General features: G+C 60.3%; 12 protein-coding genes. All 12 read left to right on the top strand.

Annotated elements, in window-relative coordinates; genetic code table 11:
* Positions 1 to 30: 30 nt before the first annotated feature.
* On the top strand, positions 31 to 339 hold the full coding sequence (gene mihF, locus AAAX35_RS04270) for an integration host factor, actinobacterial type (protein WP_006236130.1): 309 nt from the start codon (positions 31 to 33) through the stop codon (positions 337 to 339).
* A complete protein-coding gene (gmk, locus tag AAAX35_RS04265) occupies positions 340 to 909 on the top strand; it encodes a guanylate kinase (protein WP_006236131.1) in 570 nt (189 codons plus the stop codon). It abuts the gene before it with no gap.
* A 5-nt stretch (positions 910 to 914) separates the two neighbouring features.
* The gene (locus AAAX35_RS04260; protein ID WP_035138532.1) at positions 915 to 1,196 is read left to right on the top strand and encodes a DNA-directed RNA polymerase subunit omega; all 282 of its coding nucleotides are present in this window, start codon (positions 915 to 917) and stop codon (positions 1,194 to 1,196) included.
* On the top strand, positions 1,197 to 2,441 hold the full coding sequence (thiI, locus tag AAAX35_RS04255; RefSeq protein WP_349116853.1) for a tRNA uracil 4-sulfurtransferase ThiI: 1,245 nt from the start codon (positions 1,197 to 1,199) through the stop codon (positions 2,439 to 2,441).
* A 213-nt stretch (positions 2,442 to 2,654) separates the two neighbouring features.
* On the top strand, positions 2,655 to 3,368 hold the full coding sequence (locus AAAX35_RS04250) for a ComEA family DNA-binding protein (RefSeq protein ID WP_349116852.1): 714 nt from the start codon (positions 2,655 to 2,657) through the stop codon (positions 3,366 to 3,368).
* Positions 3,365 to 5,668: a DNA internalization-related competence protein ComEC/Rec2 gene (locus tag AAAX35_RS04245; RefSeq protein ID WP_349116851.1), complete on the top strand. Its 2,304-nt coding sequence runs from the start codon at positions 3,365 to 3,367 to the stop codon at positions 5,666 to 5,668. Before AAAX35_RS04250 ends, AAAX35_RS04245 begins: the two co-directional genes overlap by 4 nt.
* Before the next feature lie 78 nt (positions 5,669 to 5,746).
* The gene (holA, locus tag AAAX35_RS04240; RefSeq protein ID WP_349116850.1) at positions 5,747 to 6,709 is read left to right on the top strand and encodes a DNA polymerase III subunit delta; all 963 of its coding nucleotides are present in this window, start codon (positions 5,747 to 5,749) and stop codon (positions 6,707 to 6,709) included.
* Between the two features lie 133 nt (positions 6,710 to 6,842).
* Positions 6,843 to 7,109: a 30S ribosomal protein S20 gene (gene rpsT / locus AAAX35_RS04235; protein WP_022094714.1), complete on the top strand. Its 267-nt coding sequence runs from the start codon at positions 6,843 to 6,845 to the stop codon at positions 7,107 to 7,109.
* A 96-nt stretch (positions 7,110 to 7,205) separates the two neighbouring features.
* Entirely contained in the window at positions 7,206 to 9,017 is a 1,812-nt protein-coding gene (gene lepA / locus AAAX35_RS04230) for a translation elongation factor 4 (RefSeq protein ID WP_117770326.1), read from the top strand.
* Between the two features lie 4 nt (positions 9,018 to 9,021).
* Complete coding sequence (gene dusB, locus AAAX35_RS04225; protein ID WP_138374182.1) at positions 9,022 to 10,065, top strand: tRNA dihydrouridine synthase DusB; 1,044 nt, start codon at positions 9,022 to 9,024, stop codon at positions 10,063 to 10,065.
* A gap of 2 nt (positions 10,066 to 10,067) precedes the next feature.
* The gene (gene hemW, locus AAAX35_RS04220) at positions 10,068 to 11,300 is read left to right on the top strand and encodes a radical SAM family heme chaperone HemW (RefSeq protein ID WP_195211969.1); all 1,233 of its coding nucleotides are present in this window, start codon (positions 10,068 to 10,070) and stop codon (positions 11,298 to 11,300) included.
* A gap of 58 nt (positions 11,301 to 11,358) precedes the next feature.
* Positions 11,359 to 12,462 carry a DnaJ domain-containing protein gene (locus AAAX35_RS04215; protein ID WP_171021457.1) on the top strand — a complete coding sequence of 368 codons (1,104 nt, stop codon included), beginning with the start codon at positions 11,359 to 11,361 and terminating at the stop codon, positions 12,460 to 12,462.
* Positions 12,463 to 12,529: the final 67 nt, after the last annotated feature.

Genomic DNA, 12,529 nt, shown 5'->3' with positions numbered 1-12,529 from the left:
CAGATATAACCCAACTATTTGGAGGTACGAATGGCACTCCCTCAGCTTACCGATGAGCAGCGCAAGCAGGCTCTTGAGAAGGCTGCTGCCGCACGTCACGCCCGCGCTGAGCTTCGCGAGCAGATCAAGAAGGGCGAGAAGTCCCTCGAGTCCGTGCTCAACTCCGATGATCCCATCGCTTCCCGCATGAAGGTTTCCACTCTCATCGAGTCTCTCCCTGGTTATGGCAAGGCCAAGGCCGCCAAGATCATGGAGGAGCTCGGTATCTCCGCTACCCGTCGCGTCCAGGGCCTCGGCGTCCGTCAGCGCGAGCAGCTCCTCGAGCAGCTGACCAAATAAGTGAGCGCTCAGGATTCCAAGCTCTTTGTGATTTCTGGACCGTCAGGCGCAGGCAAGGGTACGCTCGTCACTCGTGTGCGCGAGCGCCGCTCGAACCTGGGCCTGACGGTTTCGGCTACCACGCGAGCACCACGAAAAGGTGAGGTCGACGGCGTCAACTACTTTTTTCTGACGCGCGAGGAGTTCGACCGCCGCGTGGCAAACGGTGAGTTTGTTGAGTGGGCCGAGGTCCACGGTAACTGCTACGGCACGTTGGTGAGCGAGGTCACATCCAAGCTCGCCTCGGGCGCGTCTCTGATTTTGGAGATCGATGTCCAGGGCGCCCTGCAGGTGAAGGAACGTTTTCCCGAGGCCGTGCTGATCTTTATCAAGCCGCCTTCGCTTGAGGTACTCCGCGAGCGTCTAGTCGGTCGCGGTACCGAGACGCCCGAGACGATTGAGCTGCGTATGGCAAACGCCGCCGATGAGCTTGCCCTTGCCGACCGCTACGACGACGTCGTGGTTAATGACGATCTCGACCGCGCGACCGATGAGCTCGTTCGCGTTCTCGATATGCATGAAAGGATCTGAGGTCCGTGTCCGTTGTAAAGCCTTGCATTGACGATCTTCTGGAGAAGACCGATCACAACCGCTTCCTGCTCGCTTCGCTTGCCTCCAAGCGCGCCTGCGATATTAACAGCATGCTGCGTGGCCAGCACAACCGCGTGCTTGCCGTCCAGGATGTCGATGACATCACCATCGGGCTTTCCGGTGCCGATACCATTTCGATGGCTATGGACGAGATTGTCGACGGCGACATCTCTTACGACGAGGCCCGTTACGAGAAGGCGCTCGGCCACAAGGTTGCTGAAGCCTAAATGGCGGCTCGCGTCTGCCTGGTCCACTATCACGAGGTTGGACTGAAGGGTAAGAACCGCGCACATTTTGAGCATATCCTCATGGATAACATCAAGGCGGCCTTGGCCGCCTTTTCCGTGAATGCCGTGTCTCGAATTTCCGGTTATATCCTCGTGACCTTTAACGAGCATCAGGCCGACGAGGCGGCGCGTGTCATTCGCACCGTTCCCGGCGTTGCTCGTGTGTCTTTGGCGTATCACACCAATCGCGACCCTCAGGAGTACTGTGCCGCCGCCGTGAAGGCGCTGCGCGAGTTTGGTTCCTTCGATTCGTTTAAGGTGCACGCCAAGCGCTCCAATACCGATTATGAGCTCACCTCGATTGACATCAATCGTCAGGTGGGCGAGGTGCTGTGCGAGGCCTTCCCCGATAAAAAGGTTCAAATGCACGACCCCGATGCGATGGTGCACGTACTGGTGGTCCAGGGTAGCGTTTATGTGTACGCGCGCTCCGAGCGCGGCGTGGGCGGTCTGCCGGTGGGTTCTGCCGGCAAGGTCGTGACGCTGCTGTCGTCGGGTATTGATTCTCCGGTGGCAACCTGGATGCTCGCGCGTCGCGGCGCGGTGTGCGTGCCGGTACATTTCTCAGGTCGTCCGCAGACGCCCGACACGAGCGAGTATTTGGTGCAGGACATCATTCGTGCGCTTGAGCCGGGTGTCCAGATCGGCCGCCTATACGTGGTGCCGTTTGGCGACTGCCAGCGTGAGATTTCGGTCACCTGTCCCAGCAACCTGCGCGTGATCATGTATCGCCTCATCATGTATTCGGTTGCCGAGCGTATCGCGCATATCGAGGGCGCCAAGGCCATCGTGACCGGCGAGTCGCTCGGTCAGGTTGCCTCCCAGACGCTCGAGAATATCATGGCCGTCAACGAGGCCGTGAAGATTCCCGTGTTCCGTCCGCTCATCGGGTCCGACAAGCAGGAGATCATTGCGCGCGCTCAGGAGATCGGCACGTTCGATATTTCCACCGAGGCGGCGCCCGACTGCTGCACGCTGTTTATGCCGCGTCGTCCCGAGACGCACGCCAAACTCGATGCCGTGCACGAGGCCTGGGAGCTGTTCGACCACGAGGAGATGATCGAGCGTCTGCTTAAGCAGACCGAGTACATTGACTTCTCCAGCAACACGTATAAGGCCCCTAAGACCTTAAAACGCAAACATTCGGAGCTTGCTCCGCGTGAGATTTACCAAGATCACGAGTAAATTTGTGCATAGACCGACGATGCGCCTGCATCGTCGGCCTTTTGCTATCTGGGCATTTTGCGGCTAAGTGTTCATTTGCTGACGTGTGCCTGAATAAATGGACAGATTTGTGCAAGGTTTTGGTCGGTTTTTGGTTTGACCGTTAAAACCGGTTTTGGAGCGTGGCTGTTGTGGAGCTCCTTTCCTGACACGATGGTGTTGGGAGGTTTTGCTATGGCGCAGCGCGAACAACACGAACGAGTCAAACGGATGGACCGCTTGGCGGACAAGCTGTTCGGTCATAAGGCAGTGGTGATGGCGATACTGGTCGTCATTGCGATGGCGAGTGGACTGGCGATGGCGAACCTTGGCGGCGGTGCCGGTGGCGTGTCGTTTGAGCGCACTGACGGTTCAGGCTCGTTGGTGGAGCCGGGATCCGGTGATGCCTCGAGCGGAAAGACATCCGAAGGTTCTTCGGCTAAGGCTTCTGCCGCGGCAGAGGTCTATGTCGATGTCGACGGCGCCGTTGTGTCGCCCGGTGTATATCGTCTCAAGGACGGCGCGCGGGTGGCTCAGGCGATTGATGCCGCCGGCGGGCTTACGCCCGAGGCAGACGTTACGGGGCTTAACCGGGCATCCAAGGTCACTGATGGACAAAAAATCCACGTTCCAACGGTGGGGGAGCAGCAGGCGTCCATTGCGGAAGCCGGTGTTGATGGTGGGGCTTCCGCATCATTGGGCGTGAGTGGCGCAACGGGCCTAGTCAACATCAATACGGCAAGCGCGGCAGAGCTGCAGACGCTCTCGGGCATCGGTCCCTCCATGGCGCAGTCGATTATCGATGAGCGGACAAAGAACGGTGCTTTTGCCTCGGTTGACGATCTGATGCGTGTGTCGGGAATCGGCGAGAAGAAGCTTGCCAAAATCAAAGATTGCATCTGCGTATGAGTGCGACCGAGCGCGAGCATGTGATGCCTCCGCGGCCCCTGATGCCGTGGACGATGGCCCTGTGTGCCGGCGTGTGCATGAGCTGCGCCTTGGTGCTCAACGTGGCCGCTGATGTGCTGCTGAGGGAGCAGGCGCCGGCGGTCGGGCTGCTATGGGCCATTCCCGTTGCGGCGGCGGTATTCGTTGTGCTGGCTCAATTTTGTGCACCGCTTGCTCCTTGGAAGCGGTGGCTGTATGCCGCGTCCGTCGGTCTCGTGGCGGGAGCGGTCGTCTCGGCGTGGTGGGCTGCGGGCGCGCTCAACGCCTCGAAGGCGCTCGACGCTCGAGCGGCAAGCGGCCTCGAGTTTGTCGTGCAGGGCGATCCATCCATAAACGACGACGTGTATTCCTATACCTGCGAGGCACGTGCGGACGGTAAGAACTTGGCAACGGTTCGCCTATCGTGCGACCTCGAGCTCAAGGTCGGGGCGCACGCGCGTGTTATCGGTCGCGTTTCACGTTTTGAGAACGATGCATATGGACGATCGCGCGTGCTCCGAGGCGAGGTGCGCAAGGTTCAAGCCGTTCGGATTGTGTCGGTCGACGAGTGCTCTCCGGGGCCGCTGCTTCGGCTGCGAAATGGGCTGCTTGCGTCCATCGCGCCTGCGACCGACCCGGCGCGTGCGCTCATAGCCGGTGTCATCTGCGGTCGTTCGGCCGAGCTGCGCGCCCAGCCGGCGGGCGACTGGTTTTCGGTGACGGGAACGGCGCATCTTATCGCCGTCTCGGGCAGCCATTTGGCTATCGTGGGGTTTGTAATCGAGGGTGTATTGCAAAAGACTCGGTGCTCACGTGGTCTTCACCGGGCGATATTGGCGATAACGCTTATGGGCTACGCTGCCTTTACGGGCGCGTCTCCCTCGGCCGTGCGCGCGTGCTGCATGGTGTTCGCGACGCTTGTCGTAAACGGCGCGGAGCGTCGCCGGCACGGCGCATCGGCACTCTTCGTAACCATGTCCATCTTTGTGCTACTGCGACCGACGGTGCTGTTCGATATGGGCTTTCAGCTTTCATGTGCCAGCGTCTTTGCCATTCTGTGCTTTTGCCCCTATGCGACCTACGCTTTGGGTGAGCTGGGTGTGCCATCGGGCGTTGCCAGCATGCTTTCCGTCACGCTGTGCTCGCAACTGGCGACTCTTCCCATTACCATTCCCGCCTTCGGTACGTTCTCGCTCATTGCTCCGTTGGCAAATGCGGTCATCGGTCCGGTGGTGAGCGTACTGCTTGCTGTGTCCATCGTGCTGGTTCCCTTTTCGCTCGTGGGACCGTTGCGGACTTGGGCGCTCGTTGTGCCCATGATTGCCGCCCGTTGCGCGCTGTTCTTCGAGCAGCTGTTTGCCGCCGTGCCTGGTGCATCTGTGAGTGTGCCGCCCGAAAGCATGTGGATTTACCTAGTGCCGTGTTTGCTGGCGGTTCTGTTGGTCTGGTGGCCGCGTCCCCGTGCACGTCCTATGGCGGTGGGGCTTGCATGCCTGGTGCTCTTGGCTGCGATTCCGTACGTCTACTGGGATCGATTCGCTCCGCCTTCGGTGACGGTGCTCGATGTGGGCCAGGCGGATGCGATTCTTATCCGCCAGGGCGACGCATTAGCACTCGTCGACTGCGGGCTCGATGGGCGCGTGGTAGCGGCGTTGGTTCGCAATAACGTGCACCATATCGATGCCGTCTTTGTGACGCATTGGGATGAGGATCACTGGGGTGGTCTACCTGCCGTGCTCGAACAGTTTTCGGTCGGAACGATTGCCGTGGCGGCGGATGCGTTGGAGGATGCTCCTGCCGAGGTATTGAATCGACCTGGCGTTGAGTATCGGCAGGTGCGCCGTGGGGATACGGTCGACATCGGCTCATTTTGTGCCCGCGTGATGTGGCCGTTCGAGTCCGTAGATGGCGAGGGAAATGAGGACTCGCTTGTCCTGCTACTCTCTTATGTTCAGGAAGGCAAGAGCCTGCGTATGCTCCTCACTGGTGATGCCGAGCTCGACCAAGAACGGGAATTCGTGCAGGAGGTGGGGGATATCGATGTCCTTAAACTTGGGCATCACGGCTCCAAGGTTTCAGTCGATGGTGAGTTGCTGGACGTCCTGAGACCCGAGCTTTCCCTCGCGAGCGCCGGCAAGGGGAATCGATACGGTCATCCGTCGGATGCCTGCATCGATACCGTTCAGGAAGCGGGCGGTGCGTTCGCATGCACCATCGAACACGGTGATATCACCATCAGCCCGACCGCAAAGGGCTTTGCGATGCGATGCCAGCGACCGTGACGACGTCGTTGGCGTGTGGTGGGCCCCTGGGCTAGAATGGCACGGAACGAATACGAAGGCCTGCGGGAGGGGAGCGTAATGTCCGAAACCGGTCTGCTGCCGGCATATCTGATCGTCGGTACCGACGGCGTCAAGCGCGATCACGCCGTCTCGCGTATGAAGGCGCGTCTGGAAAAGTCGGGAATGGTCGAGTTCAACCTCGACGAGCGCGACATGACCAAGGACCCCGATATCGAGTCCATTATCGGATCGCTTAACACCTTTCCGATGGGCAGCGAGTTTCGCTTGGTAATCCTTGATGGCTGCTCAAAGCTTACTAAGGCGGTCTCGGAGCCGCTTGTCGACTATCTGGCGAGTCCCAGCCCCACGACGGTCTGCCTCATCATTGCCGACTCGCTTGCCAAGAACACACGCCTGTATAAGGCGATCGCCAAGATCGATAAGAAGGCCGTGATCGATTGCTCCGGCACCAAGCGCTGGGAGCTACCGCGTCGCGTGCAGCAGATGGCGACGCAGCGCGGCAAGTCGATCTCGACGGCGGCCGCCGAGGAGCTCGTCTCGCGTTCGGGCGAGAACACTCGCATGCTCGATAACGACTTGGCTAAGCTTGCCCAGATGGTCGAGGCGCCCCAGATTGAGCTTGCCGACGTTGAGCGCTGGATTGTACGTACGGCCGAGGTTCAACCCTGGGACTTTCTCAATGCGGTCTCGGCACGTGACATGCGACGCTCGCTCGAGCTTTTCAATCTATTGCCCGCCAAGAGCTACGTGTGGACTTACACGTTGCTGTGCGGCCGCATCCGCGAGCTTATCGTCGCCAAGGCGCTCGATGCGCGCGGACAGGGTCGTGAGCTGGCCGCAACGCTCAAGCTCCAGTCCTGGCAGGTCAAGAATCACTTGACCTGGGCACGTCGCTTTTCGATGGCAGAGCTCGTCGCGGCGCTCGAGGGGGCGGTCGATGTAGAGCTCGCGCTCAAGGGTTCGGCCGATTCTGAGGCCGCGCTTTTGCTCTGGATTACGAACATCTTGAGAAAATCGTGATGATACCTGCCTATTTGACAAATTCGTTCTATCCCTTTGAGGGGGAGCGTGCTATAGTAGGCGCTTGCATGACCTCACCGTGTCTCAGAGGTGTCATACATTTTTTGCAAGGAACTCGAAAGGAACTCCAGAAGTGGCAAACATCAAGTCTCAGAAGAAGCGTATCCGCACCAATGAGGCAGCTCGCATGCGTAACAAGGCTGTCAAGTCCGAGCTCAAGACGCTGACCAAGCACGTCCAGTCCGCCGTCGCCGAGGGCGACGCCGAGAAGGCCCAGGCTGCCCTCAAGACCGTCACCAAGCGTCTCGACATGGCTGCCGCCAAGCATGTTATCCACAAGAACCAGGCTTCCAACCGCAAGTCCGGTCTTGCCAAGCTCGTGAACAGCATCAACGCTTAAGTTGTAAATTTCACACCACACAGATTACGCGCATAAATGGAGCCTGTTTTATGGAACAGGCTCCATTTTTTGTACCGCTCGGGTAAGATAGTCCGCATGAATACTTCAATTGACATTTCCCACATCCGCAACTTCTCGATTGTTGCGCACATCGACCATGGCAAGTCCACGATCAGTGACCGCATTCTCGAGCTCACCCATACCGTCGACGAGCGCGACATGGAGTCGCAGCTGCTCGACACCATGGATATCGAGCGCGAGCGCGGCATCACGATCAAGTCCAATGCCGTTCGCGTGTCCTATGACGCCGACGATGGCGAGACGTATCAGTTCAATCTGATCGATACGCCGGGCCACGTGGACTTTACCTATGAGGTCTCGCGCTCGCTGGCAGCCTGTGAGGGCGCGGTGCTCGTTGTCGACGCCACACAGGGCGTCGAGGCACAGACCGTCTCCAACGCGACGCTTGCCATGAACGCCAATCTGGACATTGTGCCGGCCATCAACAAGATCGACCTGCCCTCGGCTCATCCCGACGAGGTTAAGACCGAGATCGAGGATGACCTGGCGATCCCTGCCGATGATGCCGTGTGTGTCTCGGGCAAGACCGGCGAGGGCATCCACGATCTGCTGGAGTCCATTGTCTTTCTGATCTCTCCGCCCAAGGGCGATGCGAATGCGCCGCTCAAGGCACTCATTCTGGATTCATACTTCGACGAGTATCGTGGCGTCGTCGCCACGGTGCGCATCTTTGACGGCTCCATCAAAAAGGGCGATACCTTGCGCATGATGCAGGCAAAGGGCGACTTTTTGGTCGATGGCGTGGGCGTCAAGCGTCCCGCCGAGACGCCGGTCGACGCGCTGACGGTCGGCGAGGTCGGATACGTGGTCACGGGCCTGAAGGACCCCGAGGCCGTTCGCGTGGGCGACACCCTTACCTGGGCGTCGAACCCCTGCCCCGAGCCGCTTCCCGGTTACCGCGAGGCTAAGCCCATGGTCTATACGGGCCTGTTCCCGATCGATAACAAGGACTACGAGAACCTGCGTGACGCGCTCGATAAGCTGCATGTCAACGACCCGTCGTTGGTGTGGGAGCCCGAGACTTCGGTGGCGCTCGGCTTTGGTTTCCGCGTTGGCTTCTTGGGCCTGCTGCATATGGAGGTCGTCAAGGAGCGCCTGGAGCGCGAGTTCAACCTGGACCTGATTGCCACGAGCCCTTCGGTGGACTATCACGTCTACAAGACCGATGGCGAGATGATTGATGTTCGCAGCCCGCAGGATCTGCCCGAGGCTACGCGCATCGAGCGCATCGAGGAGCCCTACCTCAAGGCCAAGATTATCTGTCCGCCCGAGTATACGGGTGCCGTCATGCAGCTCGCTATCGAGCATCGCGGCATTACAACCGACATGATCCATCTCACGAGCAAATCGGTCGAGATGCGTTTCGACATGCCGCTTGCCGAGCTCATTCTGGACTTTTTTGACCAGCTCAAGAGCCGCACCAAGGGTTACGCCTCGCTCGACTACGAGTTCAACGAATATCGCCCCTCCGAGCTCGTCAAGCTCGACATCCTGCTTTCGGGCGACGAGGTGGACGCGCTGTCGTTTATCGTGCACAAGGATAAGGCTTATGGCCTGGCCCGCGGTCTGTGCGACAAGCTCAAGGAAATCATTCCGCGCCAGCTGTTCGAGGTGCCTATCCAGGGCGCCATCGGCAACAAGATCATTGCCCGCTCTACCGTCAAAGCGCGCCGCAAGGACGTGCTGGCCAAGTGTTATGGCGGCGATATCTCGCGAAAGCGCAAGCTGCTCGAGAAGCAGAAAGAGGGCAAAAAGCGCATGAAGGCCATCGGCTCGGTCGAGGTTCCGCAGGAGGCCTTTATGGCGATTCTCAAGGTGGACGAGTAGGTCCATGGCACTTTCTGAATACAGCAAGCGGTTGCTTGGCGCCTATGCCGAGCAGCCGTTCCTTATGGCTCCCATGGCGGGCGTGACCGATCCCGCCTATCGCATCATGTGCCGCCGTCGCGGTGCCCATCTTGCCTATAGCGAGATGGTGAGCGTGGCGGGCCTTGCCTATGCCAGCAATAAGACGTGGCGCCTGGTACTGCCGGCCGATGAGGAGCAGCAGATCTGCGTGCAGCTCTTTGGCTCCAAGCCCGATCAGTTTGCGAGCGCTGTTGCTGCCGTCGAGGAGCGTGTGGGCGATCGCCTGTCGCTGATCGATATCAACATGGCCTGCCCGGCTCGCAAGGTCGTCACCAAGGGCGAGGGCTCGGCGCTTATGCGCACTCCCGATCTGGCCGAGCAGATCGTCGAGGCGGCGGTGGGCGCGGCGCATGTGCCCGTGACCGTAAAAATCCGTAAGGGCTTTTACGCCGAAGACCGCAACGCCGCGACGTTTGCCCAGATGCTTGAGGGAGCAGGGGCCGCCGCGGTGGCGGTACATGGTCGCTGCGCCACGCAGCTCTATACGGGCCAGGCCGATTGGTCGGTCGTCGATGAGGTGGCCGACGCCGTCGAGATTCCCGTTATCGGTTCGGGCGATGTGTTCTCGGCAGAGGACGCTGCTGAGCATCTGCAAAGCTCGGGTGCCAGCGCGGTGTTTATCGCGCGCGGCATCTACGGCAATCCATGGGTGTTCGGCGATGCCCGAGCCCTTGCACTCGATGGCACGCCGGTTCCTTCTCGCTCCTCGGTTGAGCGCCTGGATGCCCTGCGCGAGCACCTGACGCTCACGCACGAGCTGTTGCCGCTCATGTCGCGTGCCCGCACGTACGCAAGCTGGTATCTAAAGGGCATGCCCCATGCTGCCGCCTGGCGCGCTCAGGTGGTGCGTTGCTCCACATACGAGGAGTTCATGGCACTGGTCGATGATATCGAGCACGATGTGGTGGCCTGTGAGGCCGCACTTGCCGCCGGCGAGTCGGTGCCCGCTCATCCGTTGGAGGCCTAACGGTGGCCGTTACCGCGCTGTACGTGCATGTGCCGTTTTGCGCCCAAAAATGCCGGTACTGTGACTTTGACTCACGCAGTTTTGCTCCGTGCAACATGAGCGTTGCGCTCGATACCTATTTTGAGCAGTTGTATGCGCGCCTCGATGCTTTTGGCGACGCAGGCGCGCTTGCACAGATCCGCACCGTCTATGTTGGCGGCGGCACGCCGTCGCTGGCGGGGGAGCGTTTGGTAGAATTTGCCCGGCGTATCTCTGCGTGGTGTAAGCCTGTTGAGTTTACCTGCGAGGCCAATCCCGAATCGCTGACCGCAGAGCTTGCCACTGCGCTTGCCGGGGTGGGTGTCACGCGCGTCTCTCTGGGCGTGCAAACGCTCGATAACGCCGAACTTACCGCCATCGGCCGCATTCACGATGCCGATCGGGCGCTCGCTGCCATCACGACGGTCAAGGACGCTGGGCTTGTCGTGTCGTGCGACCTGATGTGCGGCCTTCCCGGGCAGACCGACCTAAGCTGGCAGCGCACACTCGATGGCGTGTTGGCGGCGGCGCCGCATCATGTGTCGGTGTACCCGCTCACGCTCGAGGAGGGCACGCCGCTCTATCGCATGGCGTGTCGCGACGAGTCGCTCGAGCCCGACGAGGATTTTCAGGCTGCATGCATGGATGCGGCGCGTGAGCGCCTGAGTGCGGCCGGCTATCACCCGTATGAGGTGGCAAGCTACGCGCTCGACGGCCATGAGTGCGCCCACAACATTGCCTATTGGACCGGACAGGGCTATCTGGGTTTGGGCCGCTCTGCCGCCGGTATGCTCGACGCCGAGGATTTCGATCGCTTGGCCGGGCTGTTTCCCGACGTGCTTGCTCGCGGCGATGCGTATCGCGTGCGCTTGGTGCAACGCGACGATGCCGCGACGACGTTTGATGCCGAGTATCTGTCGCAGCGCGAGGCGGCGGCCGAGGATTTGATGCTTGCCTGTCGCATGACGCGTGGCATTGGGCCCGATCTGTTGGTTCGCTCGGCAAGCGTGATCGCTGCAGATGAGTTGGCGGCGGCCTGCGACCGTGCGGTCGAGTTGGGCCTTGCCACCTGGGTGCCCGATCATATTGAAGGACATGCGGGGCGCGTCACCTCGAAAGACGTTATCGCAGGTCGCGTCCGTGCTCGTTTAGCGCCCACTCACTTGGGCTGGCTCGATGGAAATGTGCTGTTCGAGCTGTTTTGGGGTCTAGCCTAGGCCGCTCGGGTAGAATTACCGCAATATATACGCTGCTGTGAGCAGGAGGTTGCCGCGCATGGCGACGATGAACGAAAAAGATTACTACGAGATTTTGGGTGTCTCCAAGGACGCCACCTCGCGTGATATACAGAAAGCCTTCCAGCAAAAGGCCCGCAAGCTCCATCCGGACGTCAACAAAGAACCGGATGCCGAGGAAAAGTTCAAAGAGGTTTCCGAGGCCTATGCTGTGCTTTCGGACGAGCAGAAGCGTGCGCGCTACGACGCCATGCGCTCGGGCAATCCCTTTGCCGGCGCTCCCACGGCTTCGCCCTATGGCGGCGGTTACGCCGGCAGCGCGGGCTACGGCAATCCCTTTGAGGGCGGCTTTCCCTTTGGTGGCGCCTGGGGTCAGCCGCGTCGCGGGCAGGCTGCCTATAATCCCGAGAACGGCGCCAACGTGGTCGTCGATATTAAGCTCGACGCCAAGGAGGCCAAGGGCGGTGCCCGCAAGACCGTCCGCTATACGCGCTTCGATACCTGTGGTCACTGCGGCGGTTCGGGCTCTGTTTCGTCCGAGCATGCACATACCTGTCCGAGCTGCGGCGGTCGCGGCCACATCGATGTCGACCTGTCCTTTCTGTTTGGTGCCGGCACGTTCCAGTCTGTCTGCCCTGAGTGCGGTGGCTCCGGTAAGGTCGTCGCCGACCCCTGTCCCGATTGCGGCGGCAGCGGGCGAACCCGTGTGACCTCCGAGCAGACGATTGAGTTTCCCGCCGGCACGCACGATGGCGACGAGGTCCGTATTGGCGGCATGGGTCACGCCGGCACCAACGGCGCCTCTGGCGGTGATCTGGTCGGTCGGGCCCATGTTGAGGCCGAGCGCCTGGAAGGCAAGGCCCGTACCGGTTTTTACCTGATGGGCATCGTGGCGCCGTTTTTGGTGCTATCGGCCATCTCGGGCGTGTTCTCGGCCTTTGCCGTGATGTGCTTTATTCCGTTTGCCATGGGCCTGTTCATGGTGCTCTCGGACGGCGTGCTGCACCGCAGCCTGCTGTGGTGGAAGCGCGGCGCGATGCAGTTTGCCAACGGTTTTGCCAACGGATTTATGTTTGCGCTCGTGTCGGTTTGGTTTGCGAGCTGCTCGCAACGTGCCATGCTTTCGCCCTACGCAATGCAATAACATCAAACCCTCTGTTTGCGGCCGGCCCAGCTTGGGTATAGGACGCACTGTGACAATAATGAAAGTC

It is taken from the genome of Collinsella sp. CLA-ER-H11 (assembly GCF_040092445.1).
Classification (GTDB): domain Bacteria; phylum Actinomycetota; class Coriobacteriia; order Coriobacteriales; family Coriobacteriaceae; genus Collinsella.
The sequence above is the reverse complement of the archived record's forward strand: the minus strand, read 5'-3'. Positions and strand labels throughout refer to the sequence as shown.